This is a genomic window from Microaerobacter geothermalis (genome assembly GCF_021608135.1).
GTDB classification, from domain to species: domain Bacteria; phylum Bacillota; class Bacilli; order DSM-22679; family DSM-22679; genus Microaerobacter; species Microaerobacter geothermalis.
The window spans coordinates 25,310-47,592 of sequence record NZ_JAKIHL010000010.1; the positions used below are offsets into that span (position 1 = coordinate 25,310).

The 22,283-nt window shown below is 39.9% G+C and carries 28 protein-coding genes; 20 read left to right on the forward strand and 8 right to left on the reverse strand.

The window, feature by feature from the left end; genetic code table 11:
* Window positions 1-33: 33 nt before the first annotated feature.
* Both L1765_RS06140 and L1765_RS06145 read right to left on the reverse strand, forming a co-directional pair.
* On the reverse strand, window positions 34-267 hold the full coding sequence (locus L1765_RS06140) for a DUF2626 domain-containing protein (RefSeq protein WP_236405768.1): 234 nt from the start codon (window positions 265-267) through the stop codon (window positions 34-36).
* Between the two features lie 76 nt (window positions 268-343).
* On the reverse strand, window positions 344-1,051 hold the full coding sequence (locus L1765_RS06145) for a helix-turn-helix transcriptional regulator (RefSeq protein ID WP_236405769.1): 708 nt from the start codon (window positions 1,049-1,051) through the stop codon (window positions 344-346).
* A 341-nt stretch (window positions 1,052-1,392) separates the two neighbouring features.
* Here L1765_RS06145 and L1765_RS06150 point away from each other — a divergent pair, with 341 nt between their 5' ends.
* From L1765_RS06150 to L1765_RS06160, 3 genes are all read left to right on the forward strand, one after another.
* Window positions 1,393-1,734 carry a Spx/MgsR family RNA polymerase-binding regulatory protein gene (locus L1765_RS06150; protein WP_236405813.1) on the forward strand — a complete coding sequence of 114 codons (342 nt, stop codon included), beginning with the start codon at window positions 1,393-1,395 and terminating at the stop codon, window positions 1,732-1,734.
* Window positions 1,735-1,823: 89 nt separating this feature from the next.
* On the forward strand, window positions 1,824-2,600 hold the full coding sequence (locus L1765_RS06155; RefSeq protein WP_236405770.1) for an enoyl-CoA hydratase/isomerase family protein: 777 nt from the start codon (window positions 1,824-1,826) through the stop codon (window positions 2,598-2,600).
* A 117-nt stretch (window positions 2,601-2,717) separates the two neighbouring features.
* On the forward strand, window positions 2,718-3,365 hold the full coding sequence (locus tag L1765_RS06160; protein WP_236405814.1) for an RsfA family transcriptional regulator: 648 nt from the start codon (window positions 2,718-2,720) through the stop codon (window positions 3,363-3,365).
* A gap of 86 nt (window positions 3,366-3,451) precedes the next feature.
* Here the strand turns inward: L1765_RS06160 and L1765_RS06165 are convergent, their stop codons facing one another.
* Window positions 3,452-3,925 carry an N-acetyltransferase gene (locus L1765_RS06165; protein ID WP_236405771.1) on the reverse strand — a complete coding sequence of 158 codons (474 nt, stop codon included), beginning with the start codon at window positions 3,923-3,925 and terminating at the stop codon, window positions 3,452-3,454.
* Window positions 3,926-4,283: 358 nt separating this feature from the next.
* Here L1765_RS06165 and L1765_RS06170 point away from each other — a divergent pair, with 358 nt between their 5' ends.
* The 8 genes from L1765_RS06170 (at window position 4,284) to ahbD (ending at window position 11,331) form a co-directional block, all read left to right on the forward strand.
* Complete coding sequence (locus tag L1765_RS06170) at window positions 4,284-5,630, forward strand: acetyl-CoA carboxylase biotin carboxylase subunit (RefSeq protein WP_236405772.1); 1,347 nt, start codon at window positions 4,284-4,286, stop codon at window positions 5,628-5,630.
* Window positions 5,631-5,706: 76 nt separating this feature from the next.
* On the forward strand, window positions 5,707-5,919 hold the full coding sequence (locus L1765_RS06175) for an acetyl-CoA carboxylase biotin carboxyl carrier protein subunit (protein ID WP_236405815.1): 213 nt from the start codon (window positions 5,707-5,709) through the stop codon (window positions 5,917-5,919).
* Window positions 5,920-5,968: 49 nt separating this feature from the next.
* Complete coding sequence (locus tag L1765_RS06180) at window positions 5,969-6,742, forward strand: enoyl-CoA hydratase-related protein (RefSeq protein ID WP_236405773.1); 774 nt, start codon at window positions 5,969-5,971, stop codon at window positions 6,740-6,742.
* 12 nt (window positions 6,743-6,754) lie between these two features.
* A complete protein-coding gene (locus L1765_RS06185; RefSeq protein WP_236405774.1) occupies window positions 6,755-8,293 on the forward strand; it encodes an acyl-CoA carboxylase subunit beta in 1,539 nt (512 codons plus the stop codon).
* Between the two features lie 144 nt (window positions 8,294-8,437).
* The gene (locus L1765_RS06190) at window positions 8,438-9,364 is read left to right on the forward strand and encodes a ketopantoate reductase family protein (protein ID WP_236405775.1); all 927 of its coding nucleotides are present in this window, start codon (window positions 8,438-8,440) and stop codon (window positions 9,362-9,364) included.
* A 189-nt stretch (window positions 9,365-9,553) separates the two neighbouring features.
* Window positions 9,554-9,934 (forward strand): DUF3397 domain-containing protein, encoded by a 381-nt coding sequence (locus L1765_RS06195; RefSeq protein ID WP_236405776.1) that lies wholly within the window; start codon window positions 9,554-9,556, stop codon window positions 9,932-9,934.
* 13 nt (window positions 9,935-9,947) lie between these two features.
* The gene (locus L1765_RS06200) at window positions 9,948-10,091 is read left to right on the forward strand and encodes a hypothetical protein (protein WP_236405777.1); all 144 of its coding nucleotides are present in this window, start codon (window positions 9,948-9,950) and stop codon (window positions 10,089-10,091) included.
* A 160-nt stretch (window positions 10,092-10,251) separates the two neighbouring features.
* On the forward strand, window positions 10,252-11,331 hold the full coding sequence (gene ahbD / locus L1765_RS06205; RefSeq protein WP_236405778.1) for a heme b synthase: 1,080 nt from the start codon (window positions 10,252-10,254) through the stop codon (window positions 11,329-11,331).
* 167 nt (window positions 11,332-11,498) lie between these two features.
* Here the strand turns inward: ahbD and L1765_RS06210 are convergent, their stop codons facing one another.
* From L1765_RS06210 to L1765_RS06230, 5 genes are all read right to left on the reverse strand, one after another.
* The gene (locus L1765_RS06210; RefSeq protein ID WP_236405779.1) at window positions 11,499-12,170 is read right to left on the reverse strand and encodes a DUF2642 domain-containing protein; all 672 of its coding nucleotides are present in this window, start codon (window positions 12,168-12,170) and stop codon (window positions 11,499-11,501) included.
* Between the two features lie 17 nt (window positions 12,171-12,187).
* Window positions 12,188-13,567: an arsenic transporter gene (locus L1765_RS06215; RefSeq protein WP_236405780.1), complete on the reverse strand. Its 1,380-nt coding sequence runs from the start codon at window positions 13,565-13,567 to the stop codon at window positions 12,188-12,190.
* On the reverse strand, window positions 13,560-13,763 hold the full coding sequence (locus L1765_RS06220; RefSeq protein WP_236405781.1) for a hypothetical protein: 204 nt from the start codon (window positions 13,761-13,763) through the stop codon (window positions 13,560-13,562). Before L1765_RS06220 ends, L1765_RS06215 begins: the two co-directional genes overlap by 8 nt.
* A gap of 71 nt (window positions 13,764-13,834) precedes the next feature.
* A complete protein-coding gene (locus tag L1765_RS06225; RefSeq protein ID WP_236405782.1) occupies window positions 13,835-14,767 on the reverse strand; it encodes a YuzF family protein in 933 nt (310 codons plus the stop codon).
* Between the two features lie 240 nt (window positions 14,768-15,007).
* A complete protein-coding gene (locus L1765_RS06230) occupies window positions 15,008-15,517 on the reverse strand; it encodes a hypothetical protein (RefSeq protein WP_236405783.1) in 510 nt (169 codons plus the stop codon).
* Between the two features lie 215 nt (window positions 15,518-15,732).
* Here L1765_RS06230 and L1765_RS06235 point away from each other — a divergent pair, with 215 nt between their 5' ends.
* The 9 genes from L1765_RS06235 (at window position 15,733) to L1765_RS06275 (ending at window position 22,235) form a co-directional block, all read left to right on the forward strand.
* The gene (locus L1765_RS06235) at window positions 15,733-15,960 is read left to right on the forward strand and encodes a hypothetical protein (RefSeq protein ID WP_236405784.1); all 228 of its coding nucleotides are present in this window, start codon (window positions 15,733-15,735) and stop codon (window positions 15,958-15,960) included.
* A 465-nt stretch (window positions 15,961-16,425) separates the two neighbouring features.
* Window positions 16,426-17,019: a sulfurtransferase TusA family protein gene (locus tag L1765_RS06240; RefSeq protein WP_236405785.1), complete on the forward strand. Its 594-nt coding sequence runs from the start codon at window positions 16,426-16,428 to the stop codon at window positions 17,017-17,019.
* Window positions 17,020-17,415 carry a DsrE/DsrF/DrsH-like family protein gene (locus L1765_RS06245; RefSeq protein ID WP_236405786.1) on the forward strand — a complete coding sequence of 132 codons (396 nt, stop codon included), beginning with the start codon at window positions 17,020-17,022 and terminating at the stop codon, window positions 17,413-17,415.
* 17 nt (window positions 17,416-17,432) lie between these two features.
* The gene (locus L1765_RS06250; RefSeq protein ID WP_236405787.1) at window positions 17,433-18,575 is read left to right on the forward strand and encodes an MBL fold metallo-hydrolase; all 1,143 of its coding nucleotides are present in this window, start codon (window positions 17,433-17,435) and stop codon (window positions 18,573-18,575) included.
* A gap of 17 nt (window positions 18,576-18,592) precedes the next feature.
* Window positions 18,593-18,820, forward strand: coding sequence for a sulfurtransferase TusA family protein (locus L1765_RS06255; protein WP_236405788.1), 228 nt, complete (start codon window positions 18,593-18,595; stop codon window positions 18,818-18,820).
* 43 nt (window positions 18,821-18,863) lie between these two features.
* On the forward strand, window positions 18,864-19,643 hold the full coding sequence (locus tag L1765_RS06260) for a sulfite exporter TauE/SafE family protein (protein ID WP_236405789.1): 780 nt from the start codon (window positions 18,864-18,866) through the stop codon (window positions 19,641-19,643).
* A gap of 51 nt (window positions 19,644-19,694) precedes the next feature.
* Window positions 19,695-20,015 carry a rhodanese-like domain-containing protein gene (locus L1765_RS06265; protein ID WP_407942211.1) on the forward strand — a complete coding sequence of 107 codons (321 nt, stop codon included), beginning with the start codon at window positions 19,695-19,697 and terminating at the stop codon, window positions 20,013-20,015.
* Between the two features lie 143 nt (window positions 20,016-20,158).
* Entirely contained in the window at window positions 20,159-20,596 is a 438-nt protein-coding gene (locus tag L1765_RS06270; RefSeq protein WP_236405791.1) for a MarR family winged helix-turn-helix transcriptional regulator, read from the forward strand.
* A gap of 34 nt (window positions 20,597-20,630) precedes the next feature.
* The gene (locus L1765_RS06275) at window positions 20,631-22,235 is read left to right on the forward strand and encodes an MDR family MFS transporter (protein ID WP_236405792.1); all 1,605 of its coding nucleotides are present in this window, start codon (window positions 20,631-20,633) and stop codon (window positions 22,233-22,235) included.
* Window positions 22,236-22,283: the final 48 nt, after the last annotated feature.

Sequence of the window (22,283 nt, forward strand, 5' to 3'; positions counted from 1 at the left end):
TGCTTTTAATGCACCCCTTTCCTTTGTTCTTTATTAACCCTGAGGCATTATAAAGAAGCTGTAGAAGGTAAAACCGGTAAAAGATAATACCATATAAGCCGCAAATATCCATAAATAGGCCTTTTCAGATAAATTTACATAGCTAAGCGCTACAAAAACGGCGGTCTGACCAAAGAAAATTAAAGCCATAGGGATAAGGTTTCCCCACATTGCCATTAACCCTATGATTAAGGTCCAGAACCCCAACACTCGGAACATTCTTCCCATTCCTCGCCCCTCCTTTGTCAACAATTCAGAACAAGCTCCATGTCAATTATAAATGAGCTTTTTTGGAAAGTAAACTCTATTTTACCGGCAAGCGTACGATTGTATATTCGCATGTAGAGCAATTAGTCATTATGGAATCCTGCTTTATAAAGTCAAGTTGCCCAAAATAGGTCTCAAATATACCCTCCAAAAGGGAATGATGCATGCTGCATATACTTTGCGGATATTGCAAGGCGGTTTCTTTAAAAGTACAGTTGTGAATGCGAAAACGAATGGTTGACTCGTCTATCCGTTCGAACTCAGGATAAAGTCCTTGTGCCAATACAAGACGTTCAATACTGGCCAGGGCTTGATCCACTGTCATGTCCTCCGGGCGCTGCTTTTCCTTTGCCAGCGCCTGTTTACTTGCCTCAATACCAAATCTTTTTCCCATCTCTTTAAGGGCCTTTTGACCAGCTTCTCCTAAGGATAATAGGGATTCAATGGCAATCTGGGCCAGAAGCTGGTAATCTCTTGGGGAAAATTGAAGACTTATCACTTGGTCCGATAGAGAATAGAGTCGGCTGGGGCGACCGCCTTTACCAGTTTTTTCAGATTCGGACTTTAACAGCTCAATATCCTCCAGTTTGCTTAAGTGAAGTCTCGCGACATTAGGGTGGATATTAAATTCCTCAGCAATTTCCTGAACTGTTACTGTCCGATGGCTTGAAGCCACATATTGATAAATGGAAAACCTGGTGGGGTCAGCCAATACACTTGTTATTCTTAAGGTTTCATTCTCCACTCGAAAAACCCCTTCCGCATATTATTTACTCTCATTATAGTATAAATCTGAAAAACGGTAAATCCTCATATTAACACTATTGACATAGTAAAAACACAGATATATACTTTAACTAAAATCAAAAAATATCCAATCCTTTTATTTATGTCGAGCTCACTTGCGGGCATATAAATCTTTGATATAAAACATTTTCATATCATTTGTGACCCTTTGGGTCAAGGTTGTTTAGTTTCACTTTGATAATCGCTAATCATTATGGTTTGGTAGGAATAAATCTAGGGAAATGATTAACAGAGAATAAAAGATTCAGGTGCAGGGAGGGTCTTTTTGTGAACAAGTTAATGTTTTATACCTATCCAAGTTGCACATCGTGTCGTAAGACTAAAGCTTGGTTAAAGGAAAAAGGAATTAAATACGAAGAAAGGCATTTATTTAAAGCTCCGCCTACCGTCGAAGAATTGCTTGAAATTATAAAGATGACAAACAACGGTCTTGATGAGATCTTATCAACAAGAAGCCAAAAGTTTAAAGAATTGGATGTGGATATTGAGGAACTTACCGTAACTCAGTTGTTATCCATGATTCATGAAGAACCCAGATTACTAAAGCGTCCGATTCTTACGGATGGAGAAAAATTGATTGTGGGCTATAATAAGTCGATGATGGAGCAATTACTTGCCTAAAGACAGCCGTCGGTCATCAGGCCGGCGGCTGTTTGTTGTGTTCGATTTGTGATAGAATTGTAACAAAAAAGATCGACGGGGGAAAAAAGATGGAGACCATTTCTTACAAAAAAATTGATGGGATTGGAATCATCGCTTTAAATCGTCCTGAGGTAAGAAACGCCATTAATTTTAAGATGATGGATGAGTTGGAAGGGTCTCTTCAGCAGGCTTGGAAGGATCATGAAGTTAAAGTGATTGTGATTACAGGCGAAGGAGAAAAAGCATTTGCAGCCGGAGGTGACCTTCAAGAGTTTCATGGATTGAAAACGAAGAACGAGGCTCTTGTGATGTTGAAAAGAATGAGCGGTATCCTCAGCAGCATTGAAAGATCTCCAAAACCCATCATCGCCGGAATAAATGGGGTAGCTGTCGGCGGTGGATGTGAGTTGGCATTGGCCTGTCATATTCGCCTCTGTTCGGAACATGCAAAATTGGGATTTGTTCAAATTGGCTTAGGAATTACCACAGGATGGGGGGGTGGAACGAGGATTCTTCACAAATTAGGATTAAGCAAGGGGTTAACCCTACTTTTAACCGGTGAAGTGATCAAAGCTGAAAAAGCTTTACAAATGGGGTTGGTAGACGAAGTATTTCCAGCTGATCACTTTCTGGAACATCTGATTGAATTCGCAAAAAAGATAAGCCAGCATCCTCTTCAAAGTATTTTGGCTTACATGAAAATAGTTAAGCAAATGGGCCAAGGAACCAATTTCGAAGAATTAAAGGAAATGGAGATTGACCAATGTGCGACTTTATGGGAAACTCCCATACATCATCATGAGGTTGAGCGTTTTTTAGCCGAAAAAATCCCGGATCGTGTTTAAAATCTTATATTTTGGGATATACTTCCATACTAGAAAATCATTCTATGAAATCTATTAATCGCATAAATTATTTAAGGAATCATGAGAAAAAACAACCGTGTATGGAAGGTGATTGATGTGACAACCACAAGGCAGGATGCCTGGACACCTGATGATGATTTGCTTCTAGCAGAAGTAACATTGCGTCATATTCGCGAAGGGAGCACCCAATTGGCAGCCTTTGAGGAGGTTGGTGAAAAATTGGCAAGAACTGCTGCAGCATGCGGGTTTCGCTGGAACAGCTTGATCCGCAAAAAATATGAAGCAGCCATCCAGATAGCGAAAGCACAAAGGAAAAGAAATAAGAAATCCATTAGAAATACTTCTGCTAGTTCTTCTATTGATAATCAGTTACCTAGTAATAACAACATTCCTACTAGGCAGGATGATGCACTGCAAGAGCAATTTTCCTATGATACAGTGATTCGATTCCTACGGCAGCAAAAAACAGATGTCATAGAAATGCAAAAAAGAATAAAGCAACTGGAATGTGAATGTAAGCAAAAAGATGAAGAAATTACCCGTTTGCGTGAGGAAAATAAAAAAATGAGCCAGCAGATCAATCATGTACAGACTGATTATCAGATGGTGAATGATGATTACAAAACGTTAATTCGAATCATTGATCGGGCTAGAAAAATGGCATTATTGACTGACGAGGATTTGGAAGAAAAAACTGCTTTTAAAATGGATCCAAATGGAAATCTGGAAAGAATAAACAAATAGTGTATTCTTTAAGACGAGATAAAAAACAAACCTCCATCCCACCTTTGTTGTGGTTTGGAGGTTTGTTTGGTTCAATACACCGAAGCTCAGTCTTGCAGGCTGACTCCTTCCGGAAGCCATACGTAAGGACTTTCTCCTCTGTCCCTGACCGGATTATATTTTACCGGTTTAAATCCTAAGGTAGACCAGAAATATTCTGAACGACAACGGGCATTGGTTTTTACAGGGTGTCCGAGGCTTTTTGCATATTCCACCAATGCCGATCCATAGCCTTGGTTCCTGTAATCAGGAAGAACTTCCAACTTCCACAGTTCAAGATAATCCTGGGCCGGTTTAAAATATCTGTCATATTTACCGTCTATTCGATACAGACTCATTCTGGCGACTAGGGTGTCTCCCTCATAGATTCCGTAAAATGGGGAATCGCTGTCATTTTCAATAAAGTTTTGCTGTAGATCTTCCAACATGGAGAGTTCTTGCAATCCATACTCCCGGAATTTTTGGAACTCTTCTAAGGTTTTGTAATTAATGTGAAGTCTAACTACTTCTTTTTTATTCAAGGTGATCGCCCCCTTATCCAAACTTAATTCTATTATACACAAACAACCAAGTCTTCGCCTTTATTATATCGTAATTTTTTAATTTGATATACTAATTTTTAATCAGACATACTAATCTAATGGAGTTCCGTCAAGCTGACGTGTAAATCTTTGATATGAAAATACCTTTTCATATCAATTTGTGACCCTGCGGGTCATGTATGTTTAGTTCCGTATTTATAGAAATGGGAGGAGGGGAATGCATCTGGGGAAAAAGAGGAGTTTAAAAATATGGAGTTTAAAGAAGGTTTTTTCCGGAAGATGTAGAATATTTTTTTGTTAAGACAATACAGAATCTTCTAAACCTAGGGGTGGTTGAATGAAATTAGAATCCATATTGATTGCTAATCGGGGAGAGATAGCTAGAAGAATTATCAGAACCTGCAAAAAGCGGGGAATCAAAACCGTGTCGATTTATTCTGAGGCAGATGCTGAAATGCCGTACGTGAAAGAGGCAGATGAAGCCTTTTTAATTGGGCCTCCCCCTGTTGCCCAAAGCTATTTAAACATGGAAATCATCATTGAAAAAGCAAAAGAAAGTAAGGTCAATGCGATTCATCCTGGGTATGGTCTATTATCCGAAAATGCACAATTCGCTAAACGATGCGAGGAAGAAGGGATCCTATTCATCGGCCCTAGTTCCAGGGTTATCCGTGACATGGGGGACAAAATTACCGCCCGTTCCATTATGAAGAAAGCTGGAGTTCCTGTTGTTCCCGGTTTTGACGGGGGCTTGGAAAGTGTGGAACAAGGGTTGGCTGTTGCGGAAGAAATGGGATATCCCGTCATGTTAAAAGCCAGCGCTGGTGGAGGCGGAATTGGTATGCAACTTGTTTATGGAAGAGATGAACTGACAAAAGCGTTTGCTTCTGCAAAAGGAAGGGCAAAGGCCTATTTTGGCAACGACTCGATATTTATAGAAAAATATATTGAAAATCCCCATCATATTGAAGTACAGATTGTGGCAGACGGGCATGGGAATGTCGTCCACTTGTGGGAAAGGGAATGTTCCGTACAGAGGAGACACCAAAAAGTAATTGAAGAGGCCCCATCCCCTTTTATTACTGACCAAATTAGAAAAGAAATTTGCGATACTGCGGTAAAGGCGGCCAAGGCTGTGAATTATACGGGCGCAGGAACCGTTGAATTTATCATGGATGGCAAGGGACAATTTTACTTCCTGGAAATGAATACAAGGTTGCAGGTGGAGCACCCGGTGACCGAGGAAATTACAGGGCTTGATTTGGTAGCGTTGCAAATTGATATTGCTGGCGGATTGCCGATCCCTTTTCAGCAAGAAGATGTGAGGCGACAGGGACATGCCATTGAATTTCGGATTTACGCAGAGGATCCCAAAACCTTTTATCCTTCCCCCGGGACCATTACAGAATATCGGCCGCCCTGGTTTGAAGGGGTAAGGGTAGATGATGGAGTAGCAAGGGGGACCAAGGTGACACCATTTTATGATCCGATGATTGGAAAACTGATTGTTTCCGGAAGCAACCGCGAAGAGGCGCTGATCAGGGCAGAGAAGGCGCTCAATGAATACCGGATAGAAGGAATAAAATCAAATCTTCCATTCCTGAGAGAAGTACTAGGCTTCTCAGATTTTCAGAAAGGAAACTATACCACTCAACTGGTGCAAAAAATGAATCAAAGTGAATAATTAAAATCATAAACCAATAATAATGCAACAATAATACAGTAAAAATGAAAGAAAAACAAAGGGAGGACGATGAATGATGAAAGAAGTGGCAGCGAATATGGCAGGTACTGTGATTCAGGTGTTGGTCAATGCTGGAGATGAGGTGTCAGCCGGACAGGATGTGGTCATGCTGGAATCAATGAAGATGGAGGTGCCAATTGCATCGGAAGTTGCCGGAAAAGTTGCTGAAATCAAAGTGAATATCGGGGATTTTGTGAATGAAGGGGATGTTTTGCTCCTGGTAGAATAGCGAGCGTTCACTCATAATTTACCAACATATAACAAAAGGGGATGAAGAGATGACGGTACTCTTTGAAAAACAGGGGCCCATCGGCATCATGACCTTAAACCGTCCAGAGGTTTACAACTGCATCAATTTCGCTGTTTTATATGACATCCAAAAATGGCTTGACCTGATCCGCTTTGATAAAGGGGTGAGGGTTCTGGTGATCACAGGGGCTGGAGATAAGGCCTTTTGTTCCGGTGCCGATTTGAAGGAGAGAAGGGAGCTTTCAGAAGCGGAGGTTCAGAAATTCATTTTCACCATCCGGGAAACATTCTCTTCCATAGAGAGGCTCCCCAAGCCCGTCATTGCAGCCATTAACGGGCTTGCCCTTGGAGGGGGTACTGAACTTGCCCTCGCCTGTGATCTGAGGGTGATGGCTGAGTCTGCTGTCATGGGATTAACAGAGACTTCACTGGGAATCATCCCTGGTGCAGGTGGAACCCAGCGAATGTCTCGCATTGTAGGAAAAGGGAAGGCAAAGGAGTATATTTTTACCGCAAAAAAAATATCTGCCGATGAAGCCTTATCCGTAGGTTTGGTTAATGATGTTGTATCCGGCAAAGAAATCCTTAACCGCTCATTGGAATGGGGAAGACAGATTGCCGAAAATGCCCCCATTGCTGTAGCCCAGGCAAAGTATGCTATTGATTATGGGTATGATGTGGATCTTCAGACAGGAATGGCCATTGAATCCAATGCTTATCAGGTGACGATCCCCACAAAGGACAGATTGGAAGGACTAAACGCGTTTAAAGAAAAAAGAAAACCGGTCTATCGAGGGGAGTAAGGAGGAGAGAAAATGTCCAACAACTTGGAAAAAATCCTAAAAGAAAGAACGGAACAGATACATTGTGGAGGGGATCCCAAGTATCACGAAAAGTTAAGGGAGAGCCATAAATTATTTGTCAGGGATCGTTTGAAGCGATTGTTTGATGATGATTTTATGCTTGAAGACGGACTGTTTGCCAATTTCATGGCCGGAGATTTGCCCGCGGATGGAGTGGTGACAGCTATTGGAAAAGTGAATGGGCAAACGGTGTGTGTGATGGCCAATGACAGTACGGTCAAGGCCGGTTCCTGGGGTGCCAGAACCGTAGAAAAAATTATTCGGATTCAAGAAACGGCAGAGAAGATGAGAGTGCCCCTCATCTATTTGGTAGATTCAGCCGGAGCCAGAATAACTGATCAGATTGAAATGTTTCCCGGAAGGCGGGGAGCCGGAAGGATCTTTTATAATCAGGTGAAGCTTTCGGGAATGATCCCGCAAATCTGTTTGCTGTTTGGTCCATCAGCCGCGGGAGGAGCCTATATTCCCGCTTTTTGTGACATTGTGGTAATGGTGGATAAAAACGCAAGCATGTATCTGGGTTCGCCCAGAATGGCTGAGATGGTCATCGGGGAAAAGGTAACCCTTGAGGAAATGGGGGGAGCACGGATGCACTGCTCTGTCAGCGGGTGCGGAGATATTCTGGCCTCTTCAGAGGAGGAAGCCATCGATCTCTGCCGCCAATATCTGACCTATTTCCCGGCCAACTATAAAGAAAAGCCCCCTGTAATTGAAGGGGTTTCACCCAAACCGGGGACGAAGCCCATAGAGGAGATTGTACCCGTTAACCAAAATGCCCCTTTTAATATGTATGATTTTATCGATGCCCTGGTAGATGAGGGATCCTTTTTTGAAATTAAAAAATTGTTTGCCCAGGAACTAATTACCGGTTTGGCCCGTTTAGACGGAAGACCAATTGGAATCATTGCCAATCAGCCCAGGGTAAAAGGCGGAGTATTGTTTGTCGATTCTGCCGACAAGGCGACCCGTTTCATTAATCTATGCGATGCTTTTCAGATTCCCCTGCTATTCCTGGCCGATGTTCCCGGTTTCATGATTGGGACAAAAGTGGAAAGGGCGGGAATTATCCGGCATGGGGCCAAGATGATCTCAGCCATGTCAGAAGCCACCGTTCCCAAAATTTCCGTTATTGTCCGCAAGGCCTATGGAGCTGGATTATATGCGATGGCTGGCCCTGCCTTTGAACCGGATTGCTGTTTGGCTCTGCCCACTGCCCAAATTGCGGTGATGGGCCCGGAGGCAGCGGTGAATGCTGTTTACAGCAATAAAATTAATGCCATCGAAGATCCAAAGGAACGTCAGGAATTTGTCATGGCGAAGCGGAGGGAGTATCAGGAGGATATCAATATATACCGACTAGCTTCTGAATTGGTAATTGACGGAATTGTATCCGGTTCTGGCCTGAGAAAGGAACTGATTGCGAGATATGAAGCGTATAAGAATAAGCACCTCATCTTTAGTGAAAGAAAGCATCCGGTCTATCCTGTTTAATTAGCTATAGATCATTTGTCCAACTGCCTCGGCGAGAGGCAGTTTTTCCTTTTACAGGATGTATTATTCTTACTTTAATCAGGCTTTTTTTTTACGAAAATAATAAATATATGATATGGTGATCTTAAGGGAGGTAGGACAAGCATGAATATCGCCGTTATCGGAGCAGGAGCCATCGGAATGCTGTTGGCCAGTCATTTTGCAAGATCCCATCAAGTCTATTTGATCACTCGTACGAAGGAACAGGCAGATTTGATAAAAAATCAGGGGGTCGTTTTGGAGAAAAATGGGGCAGAAGAAATCATCTTTCCCTATGTATATGACCAGGAAGATACATGTCACATACCAAGGGAGATTTCCTATATTTTTTTAACGGTGAAACAGTTTCACTTGTCAGGGGCGTTAGAGGCAGTGAAACGATGGAAAACGACAAATGAAACAATGGTTATCGCTATGCAAAATGGGATGGGTCATGAGGAAAAGCTGGCATCTGCTTTCCCCGAGGGTGGCTGGACAATGGCGGTCACCACAGAAGGGGCCTTAAAGACAGGCAGAAACCGGGTGAAGCATACAGGGGAGGGAATAACCAGGATGGAAATGGATTTGCCTGAAGAGAATCGCCTTCAATTAGAGGGATTATTTCAAACCTCAGGCCTGTCTTTGGAATGGAGCCCGGACATCGTTGAAACCATGTGGAAGAAGCTGTTGGTTAATTGCGCTATAAATCCCGTCACTGGGATCATGGAAATCAGGAATGGTGAATTATTGTCTAACCCCCATCTCTTAAACATCATGAAAAAAATCTATGAAGAAGGGGCTCTTGTGGCCAAAAAAGAAGGGTATGATTTAAGCTATCTTTGGAAGGACATTACCGAAATTTGTAGAAATACTTTCCATAATGAGTCATCTATGCTCCAGGATATTCGCTCAGGAAGGAAAACAGAAATCGAGCAAATCAATGGTGTAATTGTAAAAAAGGGGAAGCAATATGGAGTCAGTACTCCGGCAAATGAATTGATGGTCCAGCTGATCCTGGGGAAAGAGACAAAAAATTCTTCATCCGATGGCTAACCGCCACTAAGACTCCCACTTCTTATGTGGGGGATAAGTGGCGGTTAGCCCCTGGAAAAGTTGTCGACAAAAACGCAGCGTCCTGCAGTATTGTCGACGTTGGCACGTCCTGTGCGGTACAACTAAACTTCAGATAGAGTATAATACTCCAGCTGATGTAAGTTTCCTTTATAGGGGGTGGGAGGCAAGATGGAATTTTTGGCAAATATGTATGCCATACTAGCTACAATCCCTTTTTTGTCCTATCCTTTGATATATTACCTGACTTTTTGGAGAAGCAGGGATAAGAAAAAATCACATGCTTGGGCCATCAATCTGACGACGGTATTTCTGGCAAGTGCCGATGGCGCCATGTTTCGGATTTTACAGTGGAAAGGATTTGTCTGGTGGTTTATTCTTTTGACTTTGGTTTCCGGCCTTGTCCTCGGCTTTCTTCAATACAGACTAAAGGGGAATCTTTATCTCCCCCGGTTGGCCAAGGGGATCTGGAGAGTAATGTTTGTCTTTCTCTCTATTCTTTATTTGATTTTGTTCAGCAAAGGGATTGCCGTGTTTTACGCCAATCTGTAAATAAGGTGGTCAAATGGATCGGAAGCAGAAACAACTGGTCATTGGTCTTCTAGGGGCTATTTTCTTGGGTCCCTTTGATATAGGTTTGATGATATCGGCCCTGTCTATTTATCGGACCATTTCAATGTTCTCTAAACTGGGCAGTATGGGTGATTAGTCTTTATTTATACGGACTTGACCATAGGGGATGGATAATACTGTCCATTTTGTCTTTTTTGTGCTAAGATAAGTAATGAGTTTATTCACAATACAGGCTCAATTGGGGAAGGTTGACCCTGTAGAAAAATAAATAAATGTACACTTCGGGGAGGATGTAAATGAATCATATGATGCTAAAGGGCGGGGAATTTGTTCCTCGGCTTATTTTTTGGGAATTAACGGAAGGGTGTAATCTGAAATGCATTCACTGCCGGGCCACCGCACAGCCAACAAGAAATGAAGAAGAATTAAGCACAGAGGAAGCTTTCCGAATCATTGATGAAATCGCTTCTTTCGCAAAACCAATTCTTGTCCTGACAGGGGGGGAACCATTATACCGCCCAGATATTTTTGAAATTGCTTCCTATGCGACAAGCAAAGGAATACACGTGGCCTTGGCTTCTAATGGAACTTTGATAAATGAAGAGATAGCGGTAAAAGTGAAGGAAGCGGGAGTTCAAAGGGTTTCCATCAGTTTGGACGGCTCCTGTGCGGCTACCCATGACGGATTCCGTGGAATTCCCGGTTCCTTTGATGCGGCCTTAAGGGGTGCTGCTCAGCTTCAAAAACAGGGGGTTCCTGTTCAATTTAATACTACAATCACAAAGCATAATATAGACGAAGTAAAGGATATTTTCCAATTGGCCTTGGATCAAAAAGTGGTGGCCCTTCATCTTTTTATGTTGGTGCCGGTGGGTTGTGGAGTTCAGATTGCTGATGATCAAATGCTGCCTGCGGATCAATATGAAGAAGTATTGGGATGGTTTTATGAGCAATCGAGAACCACCTCATTGGAGATTAAAGCCACCTGTGCTCCCCATTACTATCGGATTATGAGGCAGAAAGCCAAGGAAAGGGGAGAAAGAATCACTCCGGTAACCCACGGCATGGCGGCCATGACCAAAGGGTGCCTGGCTGGAACAGGAGTATGCTTTATTTCCCATAAGGGTAAGGTACAGCCCTGCGGCTATCTTCCTATGGAAGCAGGCAATCTGAAGAAGCAAAGTGTCCAGGAGGTATGGGAAGAATCTCCATTGTTTCAACAGCTACGAAATCCTTCTCTTCTGGAAGGGAAATGCGGGGTTTGTGAATTTATCAATGTATGCTCTGGCTGCAGGGCCAGAGCCTTTTCAGAAACTGGCAATGTGCTGGCGGAGGAGCCCTATTGCATATACCAGCCTCAGGGAGTGGTGGGGTAAGATTGACGACATTGCCAGGACATGTCATGTAAGCGTCAATAGTTTTTGATTCGTGCCCGGAACACTTGCAACGTTAGATGTAAGTGTTCCGGGCATATCACTTGTTATTGGCTAAAAAACGAAAAACGTTGCATCGCAGGAATTTCGTGAATTTAGCCATGGGGGCTTCAAACATTTGGAATATGAGCAGTTTTTAAGTGATGTATATTCCAATAATATTCTTTACCTCGTGCTGTAACCAATTCACCAATTCCATTTTCCACCTTCCTTAACAATCCGATCTTATTTTCTTTTAAACCTATATCAAAAACAACCAATTTTCCTTCTAATTTTTTTAATTGTTGTTCAAATGTTCTAACCAGTGAAATATTGGCCAAGGGATTGATGGGAAGGAATTGACCTTCCATAGAATAAGGAATTTGATCATAAAGATATGGAACAATACATTTTACATGAAAGAGTTGAATGAATATTAATCCATATACCGGGGAATATACCACGAAATAATCGGTTAGTATATTAATTAAATAACCATGGATAGATAATTGATCGCCCACATTAATCTCAACAAATAATCCCTTCGCATTGTTCAACACTTTCCGATAAGTTAGCTCGTTCTCGTTGTCAAAAGGGGGATCAGTATGGTTTGAGATATTGGAATTATTGTTTGTATTTGGTTTTAAATGTTGTATATGAGATGATGGAATATATTGATAGTGCTCACCATTATAAATTACTAATAAATCTTGACCTGTATCAATAAGAATCCCAGTACTTTTTTTATTACCAGATATCTCTACATCAACTACTTTTCCTAAGAATTGTTTATAAAATATCAATTGGACACACCTCCTTATTAGAAATAAATCCAGTCAACCCACAAATATAAACTTAACAAACTTATGATTAATCCAATTGGGATGATAATAATTGTTACTCTTATATATTGGCCCCAACTAAAAGGAATATGATTTTGCTTAAGGATAAACATCCAAATTAATGAAGCGAGCGTTCCCATCGGTAGTATAAGTGATCCGATATCAGCACCAATCACATTAGCTAAATAAGCAACTTGTAAAGTGGGTATATCAAGCCCCATTTCTGTAAGGGATAATGTTCCTATCATGATAGAGGGAAGATTGTTCGCTAGATTTGATAAAACTGTAAGCATTAGCCCCATAATAAAAATCGCATTAAAATTTCCGGAAGAAACTTTTTCCCCAAGATAATCAACGATTAATGAGGTTAAGCCTACATTGTTTAATGCATAAATAATTACATACATACTAAAAGCAAATAAAAGGATATGCCATGGAGTTTTCTTAAGAATATCAAGGATGCTTTCTCCCGTTCGATACCATCGAATTGCCAATAAAAGAATCGCTCCAGCGATTGCAGGAATTTCGGTGGGGACTCCTAGGGGGGCAAGTAAAAAAAAGCTCATTCTAACCAGAATGACGATGATGATACAAATTTTAAACATTTTCCAATCGGGGGAAGGTTGGGAACTGAGATCAACGGCTAAGGGATGTAGTTTTTGGTTTACACTTGAGTTTGAATGTCCTGAGTCTATTAAAAAAACAGAGGCATTTGGTAAAATCGGTACTCTTTTTGGAATATCTTTTTTATAATAAACAAAAAGCAAAAACGCTATGGTGAAAATACCAACCATGGATGGTAAAAACATCATCGCCGCATAAGAATTTAAATCAAGGCCCACAATTTTTAATGCGATTAAGTTAGCTAAATTACTGACTCCAATGGGCGCACTTGAACCCGTTGCAATTAAAGCGCTTGACAATAAATAGGGGATTTTTTGATGTGTTTTCAAATTTAACAGCGTTAGAGTTTGTATAATAATTGGCGTGGTAATGAGAATACTTCCATCGTTATTGAAAAATATTGTCATTAGGAAACTAAGAAGAATGATGTACCAGTAAAGTACGTTTCCAGACCCATTTGCTTTGTTTGCTAAGTTAATACTTGCCCATTTAAAAAAACCAATGCTTTCCAATACGATAGACATAATGATAGTAGATAGAATGGTTATTGAAGCTCCACTTACGATACCGAATATCTGGTACAAGTCTACAAAAGGAACAATACCAACAGCGAATAATATTGCAGCTCCAATAGACGTTGGTACATATTCGTTAATTCCAAAAGGTTTCCATAGGATGAACAATATCGTAAAAAAGAAAATTGTAAGGGTGAAAACGGTTTGGATGTCAACCATCTAAATCCGCCCCGTTGATATATTCTGTGTTTATATATTGGTGGGGCTTAGATATGACCACTGAAGCTACCTTAACGCTTCCAACTTTAATTGCTTTACGATAGATCTTAGGTTTTTTCTGGATAATCATTGTTGGTGGCTTTAGAAGTAAATATAAGAGAAAACCGGAAAGTAAAATAAATAATACAGCAATCACCCTGTTTCTACCTCCTCTCTGTCCTTGCCTCTTGAACAATCAAGAATCCCTTTTTCACTATTTCTTGGGGTTCACTTACGTCCAATTTTCGCTTCATCCAATAACCATAAAGTAGAGAAGAGGTTCTCCTTTTTTTTCTTTATTTTGTAAAACTTAATATTTTTTATTGCCCAATTATTACTTCTTTTTTTATCGCGAATAATTCCGATTTGCATGAATGTTCCAATATTTTTTAACCCTAATTTAATGTTCTTTTCCCGTTTTCCTTTTTTCTTCATTTTCAAAGTGATCTCTACATGATGGATAGAAGATCGCTTTTTCTTTTTCTTTTGATTTTTGAATAAGATCGGCCTTGTTTGGTTAATGATCAACTGTTGATCTAATGGCCTTCCAGGGATTGTCTGTCCTATAGAAGTTTTTTCATCCTCTTTTAAGTTTACAAAAGTTTGTTCTATTTCGTTCTTTTTGTTCTTCTCCTGATTGTCTGATGGTTGTTCTGAATGGGACTGTTCAGTGTTCTCCTGATTAGAAGATTGCTGTTCATTATATAACTGTTCATAGGCAGGTTTCATGACATAGCTTATATTTTTTATGTGTTTATTGAATACTCTTATCATTTCATGATTCATAATTAATTCGATATAGCTTTTAGAATAATTACACAGAACTCCCTGCAAGCACTCATGTTCTCCGCGATTAATCTGTACCCAGCGATGTTGCATGGTTTGTAGAAGAGAATTAAAGTCCTCGACATCTACGTAATCAAGTTGAATATCATCTAGATACTGAATTTCAAGGTCAGTATAATCCTTGCTATCTGTTGTAATACTTTTGACATGTTCTGTTTGATAGTAAATGAACCCTTCTTCAAGGGTATATACAATCAAATGGTCTGGTTTAACAGCGATTAAACGACCATATACTGAGTCATGACCTACTCGATCTACACCTACAACTCTGCCAATAAAATGCTTGAGATTTGAAAAAGTTAAATCTTTATCCATTATCAACACCTTCCAATTATCATCTATGGTTATTTATACTGCATGTATACTTGCCGATTATCATATTTGTTCTAGTTCATATGCCTTATTTCAAAAAGTTCCGCAGATATCTTGCTTGAGACTTTCTAATATGAAGATAGCCCCAGATGTTTTATCAATTCATTCTGGGACTTGATTTGATTGGTAATCATTCGATTGTTTCATTCGTTATATCCAGTAACTTAAGTTATTATCAGTATCTTATTTATCCTCTTGTTTTGAGGTATCTTCATTTTTATCTTCTTTGTTATCTTTTTGTACCTCTTTGGTCGAAAGTTTATCTTTTTCATGATTTGTTACATAACTGATACTCCGAATGTGGAACGTAAATATTTTAACCACTTCGTTTTTTACAACCAAGAGAATACTGTCATCAAAAACATCACTTAATACCCCTTGAATACATTCCGGGCCTCCACGGTTAATCTGTATCCAGCGACCAACCATATTCTGTAAAACTTCAACAAGATTGTCATGATCAAAATATTGAATGGTAGAGTATACTGTCTGGTCGGAATAATCCTGGGTATTTATGCTAATGCTCTTGACATGATTGGTTTGGTAGTAAATAATTTCACCATCATCTTCACAATAAAGAACAAAATAATCCGATTTAAAAGAAATTAATCGCCCACACTTTGATTCTGGACCACCCCTTTCAACCCTCACGATCTTCCCGAGCAAAGAAGATAAATCTAATGATTTTTCCATAGGATAGTTATCCCCTTCCATTTGTATTCATAAGATATTAGTAATACATGTATACGTGTCATAAATCTTAGTGTTCTAGTATATTCGCCCTATTTTAGCGATTTCCGCATGAGTATACCTTCTATATTCAAATATATTTAATAGAATATTGTAGTCGTCTAGACAAAAATACAATCAAAAGCATATATTGAATTAGTTCTAGGGAGGTGAAAAAAATGCCTGGAAGAAAGGGTAATCATGGAAAAGTACATCGAGAAAAGAATCACGTGAAAGCTCAACAACCGAAAAATTATCTAACAACATGCCCCGAATGTGGTCATGAATTCACTGTAATAGCGGAAAAAGGGAAAGAAGGAAAGGTGAAAAAGACACAAAGCAAAGAAGAAAGAGAACAGGAGAATGGTAATAAAACAAAAAGTCATAAAGCGAAAAGTAAAGAATAGGGATGAAAAAGGCAAAAAAGATAACAGCTCCAGTACACCGATTGTCTAAAAGTAGGAGATCAGCGTCGCTAAGCCCTTGGGTAAGATCAATAAACCTCAGGAGTATTAAATTCTGCTGGATTCAGCTTATTTTATCGGAATCTCGCGTAGGGAAGTAGTTAATGAATTCCTTGTATGTTCTTGTATGTTGTTGTGGTTCAAAAAGAGATTGAATTGGTTGCCATTAAACGATGAGTGGATAAGGCCATTAGTAGTTTTAATGGTCTTTTTTTTGCTGGACCCTTTACAATAATTATTATTTGAGTATAATTATACCCATGGGGGTATTAACAATATATAAATAGTGCATATCTTATTAATTTTATAATATCAATGCACGTATGAGTTTATCAGAAAAAATATTCTGTTTATCTCTGGGTATTCTAAAAGAAAGTTAATAAAAAACAAGTAAGGATGAGGTGAGCGATGGAGATTACCGTAGATAAAGTATTGGATGCAAGAGGGTTGTCTTGTCCAATGCCCATTGTCAAAACAAAAAAAGCGATGGACGATATGGCGCCCGGTCAAGTGATTGAGGTACAGGCAACAGATAAAGGATCTGTGGCAGACATGCAAGGGTGGGCCAAAAGTACGGGTCACCAATTTTTAGGAACTATAGAGGAAGACGGTGTTTTTAAACACTATCTTAGAAAAGCAAGCCCAGAAGAAATCAAAGAAGAAATGAAATACCCCCATACGATTACCAATGAAGAATTGCAAAAAAAGTTGGAGCAGAATCACAAAATTTCTATCCTTGATGTGAGGGAGCCTGCCGAGTATGCATTTGGTCATATTCCCGGGGCTAAATGCATTCCTTTAGGCGAACTAGAAGATCGCATCAATGAATTAAATCAGAACGACGAGATCTATGTTGTGTGCCGTACGGCAAATCGGAGTGATATCGCAGCCAAAATACTTGCGGAAAAAGGTTATAAACATGTAAAAAATGTGGTTCCAGGAATGTCTGAATGGACAGGACCAACGGAAAAATATGAACAGAAAATCAAGGAGGGAATTTAAATGTCTAAAAAAGTAGCCATTATATCTGCTAACGGAGAAATTTTTGATGCTTACAAGGTGTTCAACATTGCTACTGCTGCAGCAGCAACAGATGCTGAAGTTACAATATTTTTCACCTTTGAAGGGTTGAATTTGATTCACAAAGATGCGCACAAAGCTTTACCTCTGCCTGCAGGTAAAGAGCATTTTGCAGAAGGATTTAAAAAAGCAAATGTTCCGACGGTTGAAGAGTTAGTGCAGATGGCCAAGGAAATGGGAGTGCGCTTAATTGCTTGTCAAATGACGATGGACGTTATGAATTTGAAAGAAGAAGATTTTGTCGAAGGTATTGAAGTTGGTGGAGCAGCCACATTCCTTGATTTTGCTTATGATGCTGATATTACATTAACTTTCTAAGGAAAGGAGCATAGATGATGGGGCAAATACCGGCACTTACTCCGGAACAATTATACCAAAAGATTGCATCTGGAGAAAAAGTTTTTGTCTTTGATGTACGAAATCGTGACGAATACAACGATTGGAAAATTGAAGGTAAAGAACTCCAATCTGTGAATGTTCCATATTTTGAAATCATTGAAGATGAGGATAATGAAGTCCATTATGAGAATTTACCGAAAGACGCAAAGATTGTTGTCGTATGTGCAAAAGGTGGTGCCTCCGAATATATTGCCGAAATTTTGCAGGCAAAAGGGTTTGATGTGTCCCATTTAGAGGGTGGCCTGCTTGCATGGAGTGAATTTTACTATCCAACAATGGTTGCCTTTGACGAAAAAATGAAACTTTTTCAAATCAACCGTTATGCTAAAGGTTGCCTCTCTTATATGATCATTTCCTCTGGAGAAGCGGCTGTAGTAGATCCAGGTAGACAAATACAAGTATATATGGATCTTGCTAAAAAGGAAGGTGTAAAAATTACCCGAATATTAGATTCTCACCTCCATGCCGATCATATTTCCGGAGGAACTGAATTAGCAAAAAGAACTGGTGCAACCTATTACCTTAATTCCAGCGAAGGAGCTCAAGTACCATTTGAGCCATTGGAAAAACATGAAAAAATAAAATTTGGTCGAGTAGAACTTGAGGTTTTGGCCATCAAAACACCTGGACATACACCGGGCAGTGTCTCATTTTTAGTCAATAATAAATTTTTGTTATCGGGTGATACCATTTTTGTCGGTGGATTGGGACGTCCGGATCTAGGAGGTAAAGCCCATGAATGGGCCTTAGATTTATACGACACGGTTTTCAACAAGATAAGAAATTTAGCAGATGATGTTATGGTCTTGCCAGCTCATTTTGCAGATATTCAGGAGATGAATGACCACGGTATTGTTGGGGAAACTCTTGGGAATATTCGAAAGAGCAATGAACAAATGCAAATGGCAGATAAAGAAGAATTCACGAAAATGGTCGCAACTTCTGCTGAAAGTTCGACCAAACCGCCAAATTTTGAAGATATTGTTGCCATTAATCGTGGTGTAAAGCGAGTCGATGCAGACGAAGCGACGGAATTAGAAATCGGACCAAACCGTTGTGCAGTTCATCATACTTCTTAAGGTGAGGTGGGAGAAAAATGCAAAGTGATGTGATTGTTGATGCGAAAGGTTTATCATGTCCTATGCCTATTTTGAAAACAAAAAAAGCGATTGACAATGCTGAATCGGATCAAGTCATCGAAGTTCACGCAACGGATAAAGGAGCGATCAATGACTTAAAAGCATGGGCCAACTCAACCGGGCATGAATTGTTGGATCACAAAGAAGAAGGTGGAGTTTTAAAATTTTGGATCAGAAAAAAATAGGAGGGTGTGAACCAACACTCTCCTTTTATTGGAGGTGTCCGTCGTGGATTTTACCTTTATTATTACTATATTTCTTATTGGATTTATAGGATCATTTATATCAGGCATGGTAGGAATCGGCGGATCCATCATTAAATATCCGATGCTCCTTTATATCCCGCCTGCCTTAGGTTTTATGGCATTTACTGCCCAAGAAGTTTCAGCCATCAGTGCGGTTCAGGTGTTTTTTGCCACCTTGGCAGGAATGTTTGCTTTTCGTAAAGGGGGATATATCAATAAATCTCTTGTTTTGTATATGGGGATTTCCATTATTATCGGAAGCTTTATAGGGGGGTATGGTTCCAAATTCTTACCAAACTCCACCATTAATTTTGTATATGGAATATTGGCGCTGATTGCAGCAATCCTGATGTTTTTGCCGAAAAAAGGTAATGATGATGCAGATTACACTCAACTGGAGTTTAACAAGTTTTTGGCTGCTCTTTTTGCTTTAGTTATTGGAGTTTTATCAGGGATCGTTGGTGCTGCTGGGGCATTTATCACCGTACCAGTAATGTTGGTTCTGTTAAAAATTCCAACAAGGGTAGCCATTGCTTCTTCACTGGCTATCACATTTATTTCATCGATTGGCTCGACAGTTGGGAAATTTTTGGGTGGACATATGTTATTTGTTCCCTCCCTTGTTATGGTGGTTGCCAGCACGATTGCCTCTCCTTTAGGAGCAAAAATCAGTAAAAGAATAAATACCAAGATATTACAGTGGATCTTGGCCCTTTTGATCGTGGGAACCGTTATAAAAATTTGGATAGAGATATTAACTTAAAATACTGAAATTTTGGGTTTGAACAAAAAAGAAAGGAAGGGGTGTAAAATGATGATTCAAGCCAACTTTAAAGAGCAATCTCCTGAAGAAATTCTTCAGCGGTTGAAAAGAAAAGAACATATTGAGATCTTGGATGTACGTGAACTCGAAGAATGGATGGCCGGGCATATACCCCAAGCCAAACATATTCCCCTCTCAGAAATTCCTTACCGGATGAAGGAGATTGACCCCAATAGAGAAACCATTATCGTATGTAGGAGCGGAAATCGCAGCGGCATGGCTTGTGAATTTCTAGCTCAGCAAGGGTATCATGTGGTGAATATGGCAGGGGGTATGCTGGAGTGGACAGGAGAGATAAAAACTGGGAGATAGGAAGGCTTGTTTTTTTACTTCATATCATGTATATTTAACTAAGTTAACTAAATGTGATTGTGTCAGCAATCACATTTATTTTTTCCTAGACGCACAATAATTGGAAGTGGTGAAAATATGATGTCAAAGCAGGGTGATTTAAAATGAGTGACCGTGATCATTTAATTCATCGACTGGAAATTGCTTTTCGTATATTTGGACGTCAGTTTCGGCACCAATTTCTAAAATCCATCAATACGGAAATCAGCAGTGGTGAATTTTTTGTATTAAATCAATTGGTTCAAGATGGACCGCTGAAAGTGTCTGATTTGGCTCAAACATTTGATGTATCGCTGAGCCATATTACAGCACTGTCCGATAAGCTGGTTTCTAAAGGTTTGGTGGAAAGAAAACGTTCTGAAGAGGACAGAAGAATTGTTCTTCTTTCTGTTACTGAAAAAGGGCAGGAAGCAATGGCTCACTTTTATGAGTTGAAGAAAGAGTATCTCAAGAAAGTGTTTGAAACGGTAGAGGAAGGTGAACTGGAAACCGTTCTTCGTGTTTTTGAAAAAGTTCAGCACTCAATCTCACAAAATGGATAAGTGAGAAGAATTGATAATAGAAAGGAAGAAGTTCATGTTATATCATCTGGATAAAAGGCAAAAAATAACCATCATGGGTGCAATCGTTGCTTCTATGCTATTTGCCTCCTTAAACCAAACGATTATTGGAACGGCTTTGCCACGAATTGTTGCTGAATTGGGTGGAATGGATTACTATAGTTGGTTGTTTACCATTTATATGTTAACTTCCAGCATCACCGTCATTTTGGTAGGCAAGCTTTCAGATATGTATGGCCGGAGACCGTTTATGTTGGTAGGACTTTTTATTTTTATCCTAGGTTCTTTTTTATCAGGAACCTCTCAAACGATTTTTCAGTTAATCCTCTACCGTGGAATTCAGGGATTAGGGGCCGGGATGATCATGTCCACGTCGTTTACCGCAATTGGGGATCTATTTTCTGCGAAAGAAAGGGGTAAATGGCAGGGGGTGATGGGTGCTGTATTTGGATTATCCAGTATTATCGGTCCGGCATTCGGAGGCTATATCGTTGATTATTGGAATTGGGAGTGGGTATTTTGGGTGAATTTACCCATCGGTATCCTTGCCTTTATATTAATTCTGAAACTGTTTCCGAAAACTTCAGGTGAAAAGGGGGTTGTGGATTATTGGGGGTCTACGTTTCTTGTGATCACTCTAGTGCCAATCTTATTAGCCTTTTCCTGGGCCGGCACCAAATATGATTGGAATTCTTATATGGTTATCGGATTATTTGCATCAGCTTTTATAGGTCTTATCTTATTTATCATCGCTGAGCAGAAAGTGCAAAGTCCGGTTATTCCACTTTCATTATTTAGAAATCGCATCTATGCCATCTCCAATTTGGTGGGATTTCTGATTGGTATCGGCATGTTTGGAACGATTATCTATATTCCCCTTTTCGTACAAGGAGTTTTAGGAACATCAGCGACTGAATCAGGATTTATTTTAACTCCTATGATGTTGAGTATGGTAGCTGCTAGTACCATTAGTGGTCAAATTACGTCTCGAACCGGAAAATATAAGATCTTAGCTCTGATTGGCGTTGCTGTGATGGGCGTTGGGATATATCTATTGTCTGTGATGAATGTGAATACAACCAATGGTGAAGTTGTTTTAAATATGATTATTACCGGATTTGGACTGGGAACTACCATGCCTGTTTTTGTGCTGGCTGTTCAGAACGCTTTGCCGCAAAATTTATTGGGAGTAGTAACGGCTTCCAATCAATTGTTTCGCCAATTGGGGGGGACCGTCGGAGTTTCTATTATGGGTACGGTCTTGGCACAAAGTATGGTCAAAGAATTGAAACAGGCGATCCCTACTGAGGTTGCACCACTGATGAGTTCTTCCGGATTGGCGGAGCTAAATCATCCACAAGCTTTGCTGGACCCGGAAAAGGTAAATGCTATGCAAGGAACCTTGCCTGCTGAAATGATACCTGTCTTTCAACAAATTTTAGCTGCTGTACGGGAGGCCCTTTCTAATTCCTTGAATGATGTATTTCTTTTCGGATTTATTATTATTGTCATTTCTTTTGTTTTAACTCTTCTTCTGAGAGAGGTTCCGTTGCGTGAAAATGTCTCAAAAGAGATTGAGGAGGATATTGCTTCTGCAAAACGTCCGGCTACAGAATCTTAGAAAAGCAGTCTATTTGGACGGGAAAAGCTCAATCGCTTTTCACTTTTA